The sequence below is a fragment of the Sphingomonas glaciei genome (assembly GCF_023380025.1).
Classification (GTDB): domain Bacteria; phylum Pseudomonadota; class Alphaproteobacteria; order Sphingomonadales; family Sphingomonadaceae; genus Sphingomicrobium; species Sphingomicrobium glaciei.
The window spans coordinates 393,353-408,799 of sequence record NZ_CP097253.1 but is presented as its reverse complement, the minus strand read 5'-3'; the positions used below and the strand labels follow the sequence as shown (position 1 = coordinate 408,799).

The 15,447-nt window shown below is 66.9% G+C and carries 16 protein-coding genes and 1 tRNA gene; 2 read left to right on the top strand and 15 right to left on the bottom strand.

Annotation, left to right across the window (positions count from 1 at the left end; genetic code table 11):
* Nucleotides 1–36: 36 nt before the first annotated feature.
* From M1K48_RS01835 to phaR, 3 genes are all read right to left on the bottom strand, one after another.
* Nucleotides 37–783: a hypothetical protein gene (locus M1K48_RS01835; RefSeq protein WP_249504188.1), complete on the bottom strand. Its 747-nt coding sequence runs from the start codon at nucleotides 781–783 to the stop codon at nucleotides 37–39.
* Between the two features lie 316 nt (nucleotides 784–1,099).
* Nucleotides 1,100–1,534: a hypothetical protein gene (locus tag M1K48_RS01830; RefSeq protein ID WP_249504187.1), complete on the bottom strand. Its 435-nt coding sequence runs from the start codon at nucleotides 1,532–1,534 to the stop codon at nucleotides 1,100–1,102.
* Between the two features lie 9 nt (nucleotides 1,535–1,543).
* A complete protein-coding gene (gene phaR / locus M1K48_RS01825; protein WP_249504186.1) occupies nucleotides 1,544–2,086 on the bottom strand; it encodes a polyhydroxyalkanoate synthesis repressor PhaR in 543 nt (180 codons plus the stop codon).
* On the opposite strand from phaR, the gene M1K48_RS01820 reads away from it, so the two are divergent.
* Together M1K48_RS01820 and M1K48_RS01815 are read left to right on the top strand one after the other, a co-directional pair.
* Nucleotides 2,085–3,134: an alpha/beta fold hydrolase gene (locus M1K48_RS01820; protein WP_249504185.1), complete on the top strand. Its 1,050-nt coding sequence runs from the start codon at nucleotides 2,085–2,087 to the stop codon at nucleotides 3,132–3,134. The genes phaR and M1K48_RS01820 overlap by 2 nt on opposite strands.
* A gap of 12 nt (nucleotides 3,135–3,146) precedes the next feature.
* Nucleotides 3,147–3,223, top strand: a tRNA-Arg gene (locus M1K48_RS01815).
* A gap of 26 nt (nucleotides 3,224–3,249) precedes the next feature.
* Here the strand turns inward: M1K48_RS01815 and M1K48_RS01810 are convergent.
* The 12 genes from M1K48_RS01810 to paaB form a co-directional block, all read right to left on the bottom strand.
* Complete coding sequence (locus M1K48_RS01810; protein ID WP_249504184.1) at nucleotides 3,250–4,080, bottom strand: aldo/keto reductase; 831 nt, start codon at nucleotides 4,078–4,080, stop codon at nucleotides 3,250–3,252.
* A gap of 80 nt (nucleotides 4,081–4,160) precedes the next feature.
* Nucleotides 4,161–4,598 (bottom strand): lasso peptide biosynthesis B2 protein, encoded by a 438-nt coding sequence (locus M1K48_RS01805; RefSeq protein ID WP_249504183.1) that lies wholly within the window; start codon nucleotides 4,596–4,598, stop codon nucleotides 4,161–4,163.
* Between the two features lie 32 nt (nucleotides 4,599–4,630).
* Nucleotides 4,631–5,659, bottom strand: coding sequence for an AI-2E family transporter (locus M1K48_RS01800; protein ID WP_249504182.1), 1,029 nt, complete (start codon nucleotides 5,657–5,659; stop codon nucleotides 4,631–4,633).
* A gap of 56 nt (nucleotides 5,660–5,715) precedes the next feature.
* Nucleotides 5,716–6,480 carry an SDR family NAD(P)-dependent oxidoreductase gene (locus M1K48_RS01795; protein ID WP_319941188.1) on the bottom strand — a complete coding sequence of 255 codons (765 nt, stop codon included), beginning with the start codon at nucleotides 6,478–6,480 and terminating at the stop codon, nucleotides 5,716–5,718.
* 19 nt (nucleotides 6,481–6,499) lie between these two features.
* The gene (locus tag M1K48_RS01790; RefSeq protein WP_249504181.1) at nucleotides 6,500–7,729 is read right to left on the bottom strand and encodes a zinc-dependent alcohol dehydrogenase; all 1,230 of its coding nucleotides are present in this window, start codon (nucleotides 7,727–7,729) and stop codon (nucleotides 6,500–6,502) included.
* An 11-nt stretch (nucleotides 7,730–7,740) separates the two neighbouring features.
* On the bottom strand, nucleotides 7,741–8,601 hold the full coding sequence (locus M1K48_RS01785) for an SRPBCC family protein (RefSeq protein ID WP_249504180.1): 861 nt from the start codon (nucleotides 8,599–8,601) through the stop codon (nucleotides 7,741–7,743).
* Between the two features lie 49 nt (nucleotides 8,602–8,650).
* The gene (locus M1K48_RS01780) at nucleotides 8,651–9,865 is read right to left on the bottom strand and encodes a dihydrolipoamide acetyltransferase family protein (protein WP_249504179.1); all 1,215 of its coding nucleotides are present in this window, start codon (nucleotides 9,863–9,865) and stop codon (nucleotides 8,651–8,653) included.
* Between the two features lie 2 nt (nucleotides 9,866–9,867).
* Complete coding sequence (locus M1K48_RS01775; protein WP_249504178.1) at nucleotides 9,868–11,916, bottom strand: transketolase C-terminal domain-containing protein; 2,049 nt, start codon at nucleotides 11,914–11,916, stop codon at nucleotides 9,868–9,870.
* Nucleotides 11,909–13,102 carry an aromatic amino acid transaminase gene (locus M1K48_RS01770; RefSeq protein ID WP_249504177.1) on the bottom strand — a complete coding sequence of 398 codons (1,194 nt, stop codon included), beginning with the start codon at nucleotides 13,100–13,102 and terminating at the stop codon, nucleotides 11,909–11,911. The genes M1K48_RS01775 and M1K48_RS01770 overlap by 8 nt, the downstream gene beginning before the upstream one ends.
* 19 nt (nucleotides 13,103–13,121) lie before the next feature.
* The gene (locus tag M1K48_RS01765) at nucleotides 13,122–14,198 is read right to left on the bottom strand and encodes a ferredoxin--NADP reductase (RefSeq protein WP_249504176.1); all 1,077 of its coding nucleotides are present in this window, start codon (nucleotides 14,196–14,198) and stop codon (nucleotides 13,122–13,124) included.
* Nucleotides 14,199–14,292: 94 nt separating this feature from the next.
* Complete coding sequence (paaC, locus tag M1K48_RS01760) at nucleotides 14,293–15,114, bottom strand: 1,2-phenylacetyl-CoA epoxidase subunit PaaC (RefSeq protein ID WP_249504175.1); 822 nt, start codon at nucleotides 15,112–15,114, stop codon at nucleotides 14,293–14,295.
* Nucleotides 15,114–15,395 (bottom strand): 1,2-phenylacetyl-CoA epoxidase subunit PaaB, encoded by a 282-nt coding sequence (gene paaB, locus M1K48_RS01755; RefSeq protein WP_249504174.1) that lies wholly within the window; start codon nucleotides 15,393–15,395, stop codon nucleotides 15,114–15,116. Before paaB ends, paaC begins: the two co-directional genes overlap by 1 nt.
* Between the last annotated feature and the right edge of the window lie 52 nt (nucleotides 15,396–15,447).

The window sequence follows — 15,447 nt, the reverse complement described above, 5'->3', positions numbered from 1 at the left end:
TGGAAGGAGGCCCCTGATCATCGCGTGTCTTTCGCGTCAGTCCTTGCTGCCGCCATCGCCATTGGTCGATCCCCCGCCCGAAGGCTTGCGGGTCGAGCCGCGGCGGGCCGCACCGGTGCTGCGGGCGCTGGTCGAACGGGTCCGCGCGACAGTGCCGGTGCGGGCCGCCGCGGCACGCTTGGGCGCTGTGGCCGCGCTCTTGGCGGCACCTGCTGCGCCCTCGGCCTTCTTGCGGGTGCTGGTCGAGCCGCCGCTGCGCGAAGAAGTCGAGCTGCTGGCTCCGCTCGCCTTTGACTTGGCGCTCGAGGCGCGCTGGCTGGCACTGCGCTTGGCAGTACTGGCCGTCGACTTCGCGCTCGACCCGCGGCTGCCGCTTGACGAGGAAGAGGACGACGAACTGCCGCCGAGCACCTTCTGGGCTGCATCGGCGACCGCCTCAGCGATCAGCGAGCCGAGTTTCCCGACGCTGCTGGCCATCGAACTCGCCGCATTGCTCGCGCTGTCGGCGGCGTCCAGCCCGGCATCGCGGATCTTGCGGCGCACCGACGGGCTGGCGCTGATCGCAGCGGCCGCTGCGGCGAGACCGGCCGCAAGCATCTCCTTGCTCATCGCCGCCTTGGCTAGCTTATCGAGCGTTTCGTTGAGGTTGGTCGAACTATCCGAATCGCTGTCGCCGGCCGACTTGCCGGCGCCCGCCTGGTCATTGCCAAGCTTGTCCTGCTGGCTGGTGAAGCTGCTGCTGCCACCCTGATTGTTCGATTTCGAGGTCTTGGACCTGGCCACGAGATGTTCTCCCCGTTGGATACGTTGCCGACAAGACGATGCAGGGCCGGAACGGTTCCCTCGAAAGGCTTCGGAGGCCCCCATGCGTAAAAGGGACCGCCGCGCCGAAACGCGACGATCCCTTCGACATGGTCAGCGGCCGGAGTGTTCCAGCCCGGGAGACCACCGAAGCGGGCTGGTCAGGCCCGCGTCTCCCGAACGAACTTCACCGAGCCTCCTGCTGAACCATGAGACATCGGATCACCTCCTTTCGCTGCGTTGTTGGCAGGACGGAGAATGCGTGATTCCGGCGCTCGTTCAAGCCTTGAAAAGATCGTCAGCTTCGGCAATCCTCGACCGCTCGTGCCGGCTCCGCCGCCGAGCGCAGGATCAGCGGCATCGCCCCGCTCGCCCCGACCCACAAACGCCCACGGCTGAAGGCAATTGCGTCGAGCAGCGGATCGTTGGCGAGGACCATGTTGCCCATCCCAAGCTGCCGCTCACTGCTGGTGGTGGCGATGCGAATCGGGGCGGCGGCGAGCAGTCCGGCGCGTGAAAAGCTCACCCGCCGAGTCGAACGCATGCAGCGGATCACTAGCTGGACGCCGCGCGAATCGGAGAACACCGCTTCGCTGGCATCGGGAGCGTTGCGCCAGGTCCACGCCCCGGCGGTGATCGGGCGAATGCGCCAGTCGGCGGGGGCGGGCTGGGGGGCGGCTTGCGGCAGCGGCACGGCGGCCGCCTGCAGCGCGGCAAGGATCGGGATCAGCATCGACTCGGCCTAGCGTACCAGCTTGTCGACCTTGGTGCGCAGCGCGTCGAGTTCGGCTTTCAGGGCCGCCACCTCGTCCTGGTCGTCGCTCGGCGTCGCGGCGGCCGGAGCGGCGCGCGGCGGCGTGGCGCCGGTCAGGACCTTGGCGCTCTGTTCGAACAAGGCCATCTGCCGCTTGGCCATGTCGGCGAACAGATTGCTTCCGAACGCATCCTTGAACGCCGCCTGGTTCTTGGAAAAGCTCTGCATCGCGGCGTCGAGATAGCCGGGTACCATGGTCTGCATCGAATTGCCATAGAGCGCGATCACCTGCCGAAGGAAGCCCGCCGGAAGCATGGTTGCGCCGCCCCGTGCCTCTTCCTCGACGATGATCTGCGTCAGCGCCTGATGGGTGATGTCCTCGCCGGTCTTTGCATCGACCACCACGAAATCGCGCCCCTCGCGGATCATCTGCGCCAGCCGGTCGAGCGTGACGTAGGTCGAGCTTTCCGTGTCGTAGAGCCGCCGGTTGGCGTATTTCTTGATGGTGATCTTGTGGGAAGGGGCATTCATGGGCAGTCCTCGACGCGACGTGTCTCATGACCTAGCACCGCCGTCTATTGCACCGCAACAATCGCGCGGGCCGCGTCCGCTGCCGCTGTTCGTCGAGCTCCTCCGGCAGGTGGCGGCACGTGATCCCGAATTGGGGCAAAAGGCGCTGGAAGGCCTTCGCCGCTATCAGGTGGCGCCGCCTCCCCCGCCCAGGCGCAACCGACCGGTAGTGCATTCGGTGCACGGAACAAGCCTGCGCGACTGCGGCGGAAGCGGACCGGCAGTGGTGCTGGTGCCCTCGCTGATCAATCCACCGACCATCCTCGACCTCGACCCTGCCTGCTCGCTCGCCGACGCGCTTGCAGTGCAGCATCGGGTTCTGCTGCTCGATTGGGGTGTGGCGGCCGAGCGCAAAGACCTCAGCCTCGGTGGCCATGTCGCGCACCGGCTGGTTCCGTTGATCGAGGCGGCCGGGCCGGTGACACTGATCGGTTATTGCCTCGGCGGAACCCTGGCGCTGGCCGCGGCGTCGGGCAATTCGCAGGTCGAAGCGGTGGTGACCCTCGCCTCGCCCTATCGCTTCGCCGCGTATGACGATGGCGCCAGGAAGCAGCTCCTCCGCCTGTGGAAAACGAGCGAGGCGGCGGCCGAGCAGCTCGGCTTCCTGCCGATGGAGGTGCTTCAGGCCGCCTTCTGGCAGATCGACCCGGGGCGGCTGATGGCCAAGTTCGCCCGCTTCGTCGATGCCGATCCCACTTTGCCCGAGGCGCAGCGGTTCATCGCCATGGAGGAATGGGCCAATAGCGGCGAGCCGCTGCCGCTCCCCGCTGCCCGCCAGATGGTAGAGCAGCTGTTCGGCGCCGACGTTGCGCTCGCCCCCCTCCCCACCTGCCCCATGCTCCACGTCACCGCCGCCGGGGACCGGATCGTCCCCGCGGCCACCGCGGCGGCCGGCCAGCAGATCTCCTCGCCTTCGGGCCATGTCGGCATGATCGTCGGCCGCGACGCCCCGCGGACGCTGCACGCGCCGCTGCTGTCATGGCTTGAAGGCGCCGCACGGGGCCGCTAGGGCCAGCGTCAGGCACCCGTAGCTCAGCTGGATAGAGCGCTGCCCTCCGAAGGCAGAGGCCACAGGTTCGAATCCTGTCGGGTGCGCCAGCCTCAATTATTCCCGACAGCTACTCTTAAAGCATCTGCAGCGGCGTGGGATGCTGCGGACGTGGGAAGGCAGCCTCCAGCGCTGCCACCTGGTCGCCGGAGAGAATGAGATCGGCCGCCGCGCGATTATCCTCGACGTGCGCGACGGTGCCGGCCTTGGGAATGGCGATGATCTGCTCCCCGCGCATGGTCCAGGCCAGGGCGACCTGCGCCGGGGTTGCCCCGACGCTTTCCGCGATCGCGGCGAGCGAACGACTGCCGAGCAATCGTCCCTGCTCGATCGGACTGTAGGCCATCACCGGGATGCCGCGCCGCGAGAGCCACGGCAGCAGATCGTGCTCCGGTCCGCGCCGGGTGAGATTGTAGAGGATCTGGTCCGTCGCGCAGCCGGCTCCGCCCGCCTCAAGCAGCTCCTCCATGTCGTCCGTATCGAGATTGCTGACGCCCCAGTAGCGGATTTTTCCTTCCCGCTTGAGCCGTTCCATCCCCTCGACGGTGTCGGCCAGCGGCACCGATCCGCGCCAATGGAGGAGGTAGAGATCAATGCGATCGGTGCCGAGGCGCTTGAGGCTTGCTTCGCAGGCCTGGGCAAGCCGGTCTCGCGACGCATTGTGCGGATAGGCCTTGCTGACCAGGAACAGCTTGTCCCGCCGCGACCCCAGCGCCTCGCCGACCAGCTGTTCGGCGGCGCCCTCGCCGTACATTTCGGCGGTGTCGATCAGCGTCATGCCGAGATCGACACCGGCCTGCAGCGCCGCGATCTCGTCGGCACGCTTGTCCCGCCGTTCACCGACTTTCCAGGTGCCCTGGCCAAGCACGGGCACCTGCTCGCCGCCCGGAAGTGTAACCGTCTTCATGATACCTTGCGCAGCTCCCTTGGCGACCCAACGCCCGCCGGCGCGATCGGTAGCCAAGTCGATCTGCCCGATTGCTTCCTTCAGCGAAGCGGAAGCGCGCTCCCGGCGGGATAGTGAGCGACCTCGGTATAGTCCGCGTGCTGGGGCGCGCCGATCAGCACCTGCCCGCCGACACTGACCCACACATGGGCCCGGATCTCGCCGCTCGGCTTGGGAAGCTGCACGCCATAATGAAGGATCGCCTCGACCCCGCGGCGGCGGAGCATCCATTGCAGCGCGATCCCCTGCTGCAGGCACACCGCGCGAAACGGTAGCCGTCTGCCCAAGGCATCGACGATGCGGCCGATCTCGGGTGTGGCCATGACCTTCTTCGCCGGCAATGGCCGCGCGCCCAGCCCGATGTAGCGCTTGAACGGCAGCAGCCGCGTGGCGGCCGACGCCGCCGCGAGCGCGAGGCTCGCTTCGACAAGCGTGCCCCAATGCCTTCGCGCAAGCAGCTTGTTGTTGGCGACCCGCATCAGGCGCCCTTAGCAAGTCAGGGCGCGCCGCGTCAGTCCTGGTTGGTCTGTTCCTCGCCGGGGATCGGAGTGTCGGTGTCCAGCGCCTCGCGGACATAGAGCTTTTTCACCAGCACATAGAGCACCACCGTCAGCGGCGCTGCGAAGACCACGCCGAGCGCGCCGAACAGGGTCCCCATGGCCAGCAGCGAAAACAGCAGCACCGCACCGGGCAGATCGACCGCCCATTGCTGGAGCAGAGGCGAGAAGACGTAGCCCTCGAGCTGCTGGACGACGAGGTAAACGCCGGCCACCCACACCGCCATCTGCGGATCGACGGCGGCGGCAATCAGGATGGCGGGAACGGCGGCAAGGATCGGGCCGATGAACGGGATGAACTCGAGAAGGGCCGCAAGCAGGCCGAGGGCGAGCGCATTGTCTGCCCCGACCAGCCACAGACCAACACCGGTCGCGATTCCGACCGCGGCCATTGTGACCAGCTGCGCCTTCAACCACAATTTGAGCGCCGTGCCGCTGTCACCGATCGCGTCGGCGGTCAGGTTACGCTTCCCTTCGGGGACGAGCTTGACCAGCCCGGCCCGGTAGAAGCGGGGCGAGGCGGCCAGGAACACACCGCCGACGATGATCAGCAGGGCGTCGGCAAGCCCGCTGCCAAGGCTCATCACGAAGTTGCCCGCGGTGGAGGCGAAGCCGCCGCCGCCGCCGCCCTTCAATTGCTCCAGCTGTCCCGACAGGCCAAAGCCTTCCAGTCGCTGCTGGACCGCCGCCCAGGCCTTGGGCAGGGTCTCGCGGATCTGCTCATACTGGCTGACCAGTTGTGCGCCGAACAGGGCGAGGCAGATCGCGACCACCAGAAGGACGGTGATCACCGCCAGCGCAATACTGAGCCCCTCGGGAATACGCGCCTTGCGGTACACCCCGGCAATGCTCTGGAATAGGGTGGCGACAACCACCGCCCCGAACACCATCAGCAGGACTTCGCGCAGCTCCCACGCAAGGAAGGTCAACGCGGCGAGCGCAATGACAATGAGGGTGCGACGAATGAAGAGCGTGTCGGGCATGACGGTTTGATTCATGCCCGACTGACGCTCGGAGGGTGCTTACGGTTCCGAAAGGATCACTCGGTGCCGCTGCGGGGCTCGTTCATCTTGCGGCCCTGCTCGGCCGATACGCTTTCGGGAAGCACCCCGGCCGCCAGCACCTGCGCCTTGTTCATCAGGCCATGGACGACCGCATGCTCGCCCTTCTTCATCGCTTCCCACCCGGTCTTGGCGACGTCGGCGGCGGTAGCTTTCTTGGATTGACCGACCTTGGTATCCTCCATGTCGGCGCGGCTGAAGAACTCGGTCTCGGTCGCTCCCGGCTTGAGGCAGGTGACCGTCACGCCGGTGTCCTTGAGCTCGTTGCCGAGCGCTGCGGCGAAGCTGTCCACGAACGCCTTGCTGGCATGGTAGACCGCCTGGAACGCGGCGGGCACGTGCCCGGCGATCGACCCGGTGATCAGGATCTTGCCTTCCCCCCGCTGAGCCATCTTTTTGGCGATCGGCTGGATCAGCAACAGCGTTCCGGTAATGTTGGTGTCGATCACGTGGCGCCACTCGGCCGGCGCCTGATCGAGGAACCCGTGTCCGAGGCCGTGCCCGGCATTGGCAACCAAGACGTCGACCTGGCGGTCGCCGATCTGCTGAAGCAGCTGGCGCACGCCCTGCTCGGTCGCGAGGTCGGCTTCGAGCGAATTGACCTCACCCTCCAGCCCGGCACCCGCGTCCACCATCGGGGTGTCGGAGGCGACGATCAGATCATAGCCCTCGGCCGAAGCCAGGCGCGCGATTTCCAGGCCGATGCCCGACGAGGCGCCGGTGATGACGGCAAGTTTGCTCATGATTTTCGTCCATATTCTTTTATTCGGCCGGTTCGACTTGGCGCGCAGCGACGAGGTCGACCTGCGGCTTCTGGTCCAGGCCCGGCTTCAGCACGATCTTGGTGTAGGTATCCTGCTCGTCATGCCACTTCTGGTAGAGGTCGGCGGCATCGCCCAGCGGCTCCCGGTGCGAGATCATGAAGGTGGTATCGAGCTCGTCCTTCTCGATCAGCGCCAACAGCTCCTTGGTGTACTTCTGGACGGGGGTCTGTCCCGCTTTCACGGTCAGGCCCTTTTCCATCAACTGGCCGAGCGGGAATTTGTCGGCGAAACCGCCATAGACGCCAGGGATCGAAACCCGCCCGCCCTTGCGGCAGGCGATGATCATCTGGCGCAGGGCATGGGGCCGCTCAGTGCCGAGGAACAGGTGCGCCTTGGCCGTGTCGACCAGGTTGTCGATGGCGAGGCCATGGCTTTCCATGCCTACGCAGTCGATCACTGCGTCCGGGCCGATCCCGCCGGTCATTTCCTTCAGCGCCTCGAGCACCTCGACCTCACGATAGTCGAGGATGTCGGCACCCATCTGCTTAGCGAGCTTCAGGCGGCTGGGATAATGGTCGATCGCGATCACCCGGTGTGCGCCCAGCTTGAAGGCGCTCTGGATCGCGAACAGGCCGACGGGGCCGCAGCCCCACACCGCCACCGTGTCGCCCGGCTCGATGTCGGCGTTGACCGCCGCGTGCCAGCCGGTCGGCAGGATGTCCGACAGGAACAGCACCTTGTCGTCGTCCAGGTGGTCCGGGATGACGATCGGCCCGACGTCGCTGAACGGCACGCGGACATATTCCGCCTGTCCGCCGGCATAGCCGCCGGTCAGGTGGGCGTAGCCGAACGCGGCGCCCATCGCGTGACCCATCAGCGTCTCGGACGCGTCCGAGGTCTCCGCCGGGTTGCTGTTGTCGCAGGCGCTGAACTGGGTCTTCTTGCAGAAGAAGCACTCGCCGCAGCTGATGGTGAAGGGCACGACCACGCGCTGGCCCTTCTTGAGGGTTGAGCTGGAGCCGACCTCGACCACCTCGCCCATGAATTCATGGCCGAGCACATCGCCGGCGCGAAGCGTCGGGATGTAGCCGTCGTAAAGGTGAAGGTCCGACCCGCAGATCGCCGTCGAGGTCACCTTGAGGATCGCATCGCGCGGAAGGACGATTTCGGGATCGGGCACCCGCTCGACGCGAACGTCGTGGCGGCCGTGCCAGGTAAGAGCTTTCATGCGGGTGGCTCCTAGATGTGGGGCTTGCTCGGGTCTTCGCTCTTGCGGCCCGAGGGGGAGGCGTTGACGGGCACTTCGCCCGTTTCCATCAATTGCTTGAACCGGCGCAGGTCGCGGCGAGCCTGGACGTTGGGCTCACGCTGCATGACCTTGGCGATCAGCCTTCCAAGCTCGCCCGCGGGCGGCGTGTAGCGCAGCAGCAACCGGACGTAGGTGCCACGGCCCGGAGGCGCGTCGGCGAATTCGACCCGGCCTTCATGCTCGACCTGGCTGTCCGCTTCGCTGACCCAGGCAATCGTCTTGCCCGGTACGTCCTCGACGATCCGCGCCTTGACCGAGACCGTAGCTCCGCCGGGCGCTTCGATGATCCATTCGGAACGTGTGTCGTCGATGCGCTTGATCTCGCGGACGTTGTCCATGAATTCGGGAAAGCGCTCGAACTTGCGCCAGAAGGCGTACAATTCCTGCGCGGGCTTGCCGATGGTGACCGTCCGTCCGACCAGCGAACGGCCATCTTCCTGGTTGCGCGCGCGCTTTAACGCCTTGCCGCGCAGTACATGGTCGGGCGCATCGCTCAGCAGCGGACCGTCCGGCCCGTCGTCGGCGGCCTTGGCCTTGGCGAAGAGAAAGGCCGCAGCGCCGGCGGTGGCCAGCGTCAGGCCAAGTCCGATCAGCGCGCCGCTGCTCGAGCCGGTTCCGGACGAACGCCGCCCCTTGCCGTCGCGAATCCGGACCCGGTCGTCCTCGTCCACTTCCGGCAGCTTGCGGTTCGCCTGGCGCGCGGCCGGGCCGTTCTTCGCCTGGCGAAGCGCCTCGTCGTTTAGCCGGGCGGCTTCGTCCGCCACGGCATCGGTGTCATTGGTTCGGACCACGTCATTCTCCTGTCCCTGGTTCGCCAACGGGCAGGTGGAGAGGCCGTTCCTATTGTTTCGGCTGCGCTTCGGGCCAGTGCTCGATGATCTCGACGAAGCGACTCAGCCAGGCGTTGGTTTGGTGGCCGTCGATCACCCGGTGGTCGATGGTCAGGGTGACATAGGCCATCTGCCGGATGGCGATGACGTCGGCGCCATTCTGGCTAAGGACCACCACTCGTTTCTGGAGCTTGCCGACCCCCAGGATCGCTGCCTGCCCCTGGTGGAGGATGATCGGTGCGGCGAGCAGCGAGCCCGAGACGCCGTGATTAGAAATGGTGAAGCTACCGTTCGCCACATCGGATCGCTCGAGCTTTCCGAGGCGGGCGCGGGCTGTGAGATTGTCGAGGCGGGCGCCGATCTCCTCGAGGCTGGCGCCGCCGCAGTCGCGGACGACGGGCACGACCAGTCCCTTGTCGCCAAGCGCGGTTCCGACCCCGATGTCGACGGTGGGCGAGACAAGGATCCGGTCCTCGGCCCAGCGGCCGTTCACCGCCGGAGCGACAGCCATCGCCTCGGCGGCGGCCTTGAGGAGATAAGCGGTATAGCTGAGCTTGGTGCCTTGCGCCGCCAGTGCCTTCTTGTGCGCGGTGATGGCGGTGAAGTCGGCTTCGAACAACGCCGTGACGTGGGGCGCTTCGGCGACCGCGCGAACCATGTTGTCGGCAATGGCGCGGCGCATCCGGTCGTGGGGGATGTCCTGCCAGTTCGCCTCGGCCACGCGCGGCTGGGCGATCGGCTTGGCACCGCCATCGACATGGCTGACGGTGGCCGTTTCCACTGCGCGGTCGACATCTTCGCGGGTGATGCGTCCGTCGCGGCCCGTGCCGGTGAGACGCGCGGGATCGATGTCGTGCTGGAGAAGTGCGCGGCGAACCGAAGGGGAGAGACGCGTCTCCGCCTCCCCGCTAGCCCCGACTGAATTCGAGGGACGATCAGGAGCAGCGCGAGGTGCCTCGACTTCGCTCGGCACAAACGGCTTGGCTTGGCCGCCCTCTGCATCGATGCGCCCCAGCACTGCGCCGGGCACCGCCTCGGCATCGGTGCCGAGCAGGATCTCCGCCAGCACCCCGGCTGCCGGTGACGGCACTTCCTGGGTGACCTTGTCGGTCTCTAGCTCCACCAGCGGATCGTTGATCGCCACGGTGTCGCCGGGCTGCTTCAGCCAGGCGCGGACGACGGCCTTGGTGCCTTCCTGCTCGTCGGGAACGCGGACATCGATCACGCTCAGAACCCCACCAGACGGTCGATTTCGGCACGGATCCGCGCCAGGCTCGGCACCGCGGCCTCCAGCAGCGAGGGGTGATGCGGGCTCGGGATGTCGGGCATGGTCACCCGCGCGACCGGCGCGTCGAGGTCGAGGAACGCTTCGTCCGCCACCACCGCCGCGATCTCCGCGCCGAAGCCGCCGGTGCGCAAATCCTCGTGGACGATCAGGCAACGGCGGGTACGGCGGACGCTGTCGAGCACCACCTCACGGTCCCACGGGTTGAGCGTGCGCAGATCGATCACGTCGGCGCTGATGCCCTCGGCCGCCGCCTCGCAGCGCGGCACCATAGCGCCCCAGGTGACGATCGTGATCTTGTTGCCCTCACGGGTCTTCTTCGCCTTGCCGAATGGCAGCACGTAGGCGTCGCCCGGCCACGGTCGCCGCGCCCAGCTGTCGTCGAGCATCGCGCGATGTTCGAAGAACAGCACCGGGTCGTTGCCGCGCAGCGCCATGCGGAGCAGGCCAACTGCATCCTCGGCATTGCTCGGCACCGCCACCATCCAGCCCGGATTGTGGACGAACTGCACTTCGTTGGTCTGGCTGTGCCAGGGATCGCCGCACTTGAAGAAGCCGCCGGGCACCCGCAGCACCATAGGCGCCGCGAAGCGATTGGCGGTGCGCCAGCGCATGGTGCCGGTGTCGTTGATCTGCTCGGTCGCCGGCTCGGCATATTTGCGGAACTGGATCTCGGGTACCGGCAGCAATCCGGCGAGTGCCATCCCCACCGCGCGGCCGACGATGCCTTCCTCGTTGAGGCTGGTGTCGAACACGCGGTCGTGACCGTATTTGTCCTGCAGGCCGAGTGTCACGGCATGGACACCGCCCTTGGGGCCAACGTCCTCGCCGAACACGCACATCCGCGGATTGGCTCCCAACTCCTGGTCGAGCACCTTGCGGATCGCCGTGACCATGTTGATCCGCTGGCCCTCGGGGCGCGGCTCGTCGTGGGTGCCGTCAAGCGAGAGGCCGGCCTGCCCGCCGACCTCGGCATGGTTGCCGGAGAAGAAGACGTCGTCTGCGACCCTGTCGCCGTCGAGGACCGGCCGCGCTTCGGCCTCTTCGCGGGCACGGGCGACTTCCCAATGGACGGCCTGTTCGAGTTCGCCCCAGCGCCCCTCGCCGATCTGCAGCGCGGCGCAATGGGCTTTGAGCTTGGGCAGCGGATCGCGCGCCCATTCGGCGGCGATCTCTGCCTCGCTCTTGTAGGTCTGCGTATCCTGGTAGCTGTGGCCTTCGAGGCGCGGGACAGTCAGCCGCAGCAGCGCTGGCCCCTCCCCGCTCCGTACATGCGCCACCGCCGCCTCGATCAGCCGCGCGGCTTCGATCGGATCGGTGCCATCGCCGTTGAAGATGGTCAGCCCGGAGAAGCTGGCAAGATTCGCCGCAATATTCTGGCCCGGTGTCTGGTAGGTCGACGGCACCGAGATGCCGTAGCCATTGTCCTCGACGTAGAAGAGCAAGGGCAGCTTCTGCGTGGTGGCGATGGTCAACGCCGACCAGAACCCGCCCGTCGCGCAACTGGCGTCGCCGCCGAGCACCAGCGCGATGTTCCCACGCCCGCCGTCCTTCAGCACTTCGGCCTTGTAGCGGATCGCCTGCGCCCAGCCGGCGGCCGGCGTATATTGCGCGCCCACCCCGCCGCACATCGGCAGCGCATGGGCGCCGCCCGGGTTAGGATAATTGAACACGACCCCGATATCGCGCCCGCCCGAATAGCCGCCGGAGCGTCCCATGCCCGAGCCGAGCGCATCGGCCAGCGGCACGCCCAGCGCCAGCAACAGCGGCCGCGAGCGGTAGTAACCGCAGGCCGCGTCACCGTCCTTGAGCTTCAGGCCCAGCAGCACCTGCGCCAGGTCGTGCCCGCGCGCGCTGAACTGGTAGAGCACTTGGCGGGCAGGGACGAGTTCCTCTTCCTCCAGCCGGTCGAGTTCGCGGCTGGTCAGCACCAGCCTCGCGACTTCTTCCCAATCCGTTCCGACCGTAAACTCAGGGTCCTTTTCAGCCATTCATCGTCTCGACCACCGCGGCGCAGAAGCGCTCGAGATCATGGTCGGCGATCCCGACCAAGTTCGCGCGCCCGCTGTCGGCCATGTAGATGGCGTGGGTCTCGCGGATCTGCCTGACCTGGTCGACCGACAGCGGCAGCATCGAGAACATCCCCTGTTGCGCGGCGATATAGGCGAGGCGCGGGTCGGCCCCCGCGATCGTTTCGCGCACCATGCGGATGCGGGCGTGCATCTCGTCCAGTTCGGCGCGCCAGTCAGCGGTCAGCGCCTCATCCTCCAGCACGGTGCGGACGGTGGCCGCCCCGTGGTCGGGCGGCATGGACCAGGCCTCGCGGCTGATCTGCAGCAGGTGGGTGAAGGCGAACTTCGCATTGTCGAGGGTCACCGCCTTGACGAACAGGCAGCCGACCCGGTCGCGATAGACCGCGAAATTCTTGTCGCAGCTCTGCGTAATCAGCACTTCGTTGCAGGCATCAAGCAGCAGCTCGACACCGAAGCGGTCCTGCTCCAGGCCCCGGGCGAACCCCTGATAGGCGAAGTCGATCAGCGGTAGCAGGCCGCGCCGCGCGACGATCTCGGCGACCTGGCGCCACTCGTCCTCCGACAGGTCGGCGCCGGTCGGATTGTGGCAGCAGCCGTGAAGCAGGGCGACGTCGCCAGGACGACCAGCCTCAAGCGCTTCGGCCATCGCGGCGAAATCGACCTTGCGGGCGGCCGGATCGTAGTGGCGATAGTCGGTGATCTGCAGCCCGGTCCCGGCGATCATCGGCGGATGATTGGGCCAGGTCGGCGTGCCCATGATGACCTTCGCATCGGGATTGGCCGCCGCGACCAGCTTGAGCGCCAGGAACAGGGCGCCGCATCCGCCGGGGGTCTGGAGTCCGACGATCCGCTCGTCGCCGGAATGGCGCCCCAGAACGATCGGACGCAGCGCCTTGGCGAAACCGCGATCGCCTGCACCGCCCAGGTAGGATTTGCTGTGCTGCCCATCGAGCAGCTTCTGCTCGGCAGCCTTGACCGCCCGCATGACCGGGGTCCGCCCCGCGCCATCGCGATAGACCCCGACCCCGACGTCGATCTTGTTCGCTCGGGTGTCGGCATTGACCATGGCGATCAGCGCCAGCAGCGTATCGCTGACGATGGGGGGCAGATCGGCTAGGCCGCGGCGCGCTGGGCTGGTCAACATGAAGCGGCGATTAGCGCGGTCAGGCGTCGTAATCCACTGCCACGCCTTCGCCCTTGGGCACCGACTGGCAGGTCAGCACGTAGCCGGCTGCAATTTCCTCGTCCGACAGGCCGTATCGTGCGGCCATGCTGACCTCGCCCGAGGTCACCCGCGCCCGGCAGGTCGCACAGACCCCGGCCTTGCAGGCGAACGGCGCCGGCAGTCCTGAGGCACGTGCCGAATCAAGAATGTTGGCGCCGTCGAACGCGACCCGCCGAGTGCGGCCATCGATGGTCACACTCATCGTCTGCCCGGCCGCCTTCTGGCTGAGCTCGGCCATTTCGGCGGCGAGGGCGGCAGAGGGGCGCCCTGCAGTGAAGCGCTCGATGTGGATGCGATCGGCCGGGACCTTGGCATCGAGCAAAGCGGCTTCGGCGGCGTCCATCATCGGACCGGGACCGCAAATGAAAAAGGCGTCGACCTCGGCCACGTCGGGCACGAAGGCGTCGATGACCTGTTCGCAGGTCTCGCGGTCGAGCATGCCGTTCAGCAGCTCGACGTCGCCTTCTTCGTCGCTCAGCAGGTGGAACAGTTCGAAGCGGCCGAGGAAACGGTCCTTGAGCTCGGCCAGCGCATCAAGGAAGATGATGCTGCTGGCGTCGCGGTTGCCGTAGAAGAGTGTGAAGCGGCTGCTGGGTTCCTCCGCCAGCGCGGTCCGCGCCAGGCTCATGATCGGGGTGATCCCCGACCCGCCGGCGAAGGCGACGTAGCAACGGCTCGCCGAAGCATCGAACTGGCACGTGAAGCTGCCATGCGGCGGCATCACGTCCAGCCGGTCACCGGCCTTCAATTCGCGCGCGACCCAGTTCGAAAAGGCCCCACCGGCGATCTGCTTCACCGTGACCTTGAGCGCGCCTTCGTGCGGCGCGGTGCACAGCGAGTAATTGCGCCTGATTTCCTCGCCACCGATCTCGGCGCGAAGGGTCAGGTGCTGGCCAGCACGATATCGGAATAGGTCGGCGAGCTCGGGCGGGACTGCGAAGCGGATCGAGCGTGCGTCGGCTGTCTCCTCGACGATCTCCGCTATTTCGAGCGCATGGAAGTGCTTCTCGCTCAAGAGGCTTCCTCCATCCCGTTCGCCCCGAGCGAAGTTGAGGGGCCGTGGCGCGAGGGTGCCTCGACTTCGCTCGGCACGAACGGATGAAAAGGCATCACCAGACGGCGTCCGGATAGGTGCGCGGCAGATATTGCATGATCGCCAAGAGGTGGCCGAGATGCTCGCTGTGGTGCCCGCGCCGCCCGCCAAGGATGGCGCGCTGGTCGTCCGGCACCAGCAAGGTCGCTTCGGTCAGGATCGCGGCGATGGCGCCGCGATATTCGGCCTCGAAGGCGCGCGGGTCGACCGCAATGCCGACGGCGATAGCAGCCTCGAGCTCCGCGTCGACCTCGAACAGTTCGGGCACGAATCGCCAGCACCACCCCAGCGCGTCGAGGTTCCGAGCGCGGCTTTCCTCGGTCCCGTCACCGAGGCGGATCACCCATTCGCCCGCGATCTCGCGGTGATAGGCGACTTCCTTGACCGCCTTCGCAGCGACCTCGCGGATCGCCTGATCGCGGCTGTCGGCCAGCGCCTGGTAGAGCAGGTGCTGCCAGGTCGAGAACAATAGCTGCCGCATCATCGTGCGGGCGAAATCGCCGTTGGGCTGCTCGACCAGCAGGCAGTTGCGGAAGTCGAGCACGTCGCGCGTGAACGCCAGTTCGTCGGCATCGCCCGCCGCACCGAGGAAGAAGGTGGCTTGGCCGACTAGATCCAGCGCCAGGTTGGCGAGCGACAGATCGACCTCGACCGAAGGCGCATGGCCGGTCCATTCGCCCAGTCGCTGGCCAAGGATCAGCGCATCGTCGCCGAGCCGCAGCAGATAACCGCCGCGAACCGGATCGTGTGAATCGGACGGCGCATCGAACGCCCCGGCCGGGCGCACCTTGTCGGCGACAGCCTCGTCTTCGGGCTGGATGGTTGGAAGGCTCGGCATCAGATGTGCTTCACCTCGTCCGGGATCTCATAAAACGTCGGGTGACGGTAAATTTTGTCGGCGGCCGGCTCGAACAGTTCGCCGGCCTGGGCGGGGTCACTGGCGACGATCTCGGAGGACTTCACCACCCACAGGCTGACGCCCTCCTGGCGGCGGGTGTAGGTGTCGCGGGCGTGGCGCAGCGCCATTTCGGCGTCAGGCGCGTGGACGCTTCCGAAGTGACGGTGCGCGAGCCCGCCCTTGGTCCGCACGAAAACTTCCCACAATGGCCAGTCCGACATCCAAACACTCCGTCGTCCCGGCGCAGGCCGGGACCTCAGCGTTCAGGCCACA

Bases quoted from the DNA above. Each gene is read 5' to 3' on its own strand.
- phaR (WP_249504186.1), bottom strand. From the start codon at position 2,086: ATGAATGCCCCTTCCCACAAGATCACCATCAAGAAATACGCCAACCGG.
- M1K48_RS01795 (WP_319941188.1), bottom strand. From the start codon at position 6,480: ATGAGCAAACTTGCCGTCATCACCGGCGCCTCGTCGGGCATCGGCCTG.
- M1K48_RS01820 (WP_249504185.1), top strand. From the start codon at position 2,085: ATGGGCAGTCCTCGACGCGACGTGTCTCATGACCTAGCACCGCCGTCT.
- M1K48_RS01775 (WP_249504178.1), bottom strand. From the start codon at position 11,916: ATGGCTGAAAAGGACCCTGAGTTTACGGTCGGAACGGATTGGGAAGAA.
- paaC (WP_249504175.1), bottom strand. From the start codon at position 15,114: ATGCCGAGCCTTCCAACCATCCAGCCCGAAGACGAGGCTGTCGCCGAC.
- M1K48_RS01805 (WP_249504183.1), bottom strand. From the start codon at position 4,598: ATGCGGGTCGCCAACAACAAGCTGCTTGCGCGAAGGCATTGGGGCACG.
- M1K48_RS01790 (WP_249504181.1), bottom strand. From the start codon at position 7,729: ATGAAAGCTCTTACCTGGCACGGCCGCCACGACGTTCGCGTCGAGCGG.
- M1K48_RS01800 (WP_249504182.1), bottom strand. From the start codon at position 5,659: ATGCCCGACACGCTCTTCATTCGTCGCACCCTCATTGTCATTGCGCTC.
- M1K48_RS01810 (WP_249504184.1), bottom strand. From the start codon at position 4,080: ATGAAGACGGTTACACTTCCGGGCGGCGAGCAGGTGCCCGTGCTTGGC.
- M1K48_RS01770 (WP_249504177.1), bottom strand. From the start codon at position 13,102: ATGTTGACCAGCCCAGCGCGCCGCGGCCTAGCCGATCTGCCCCCCATC.
- M1K48_RS01830 (WP_249504187.1), bottom strand. From the start codon at position 1,534: ATGCTGATCCCGATCCTTGCCGCGCTGCAGGCGGCCGCCGTGCCGCTG.
- paaB (WP_249504174.1), bottom strand. From the start codon at position 15,395: ATGTCGGACTGGCCATTGTGGGAAGTTTTCGTGCGGACCAAGGGCGGG.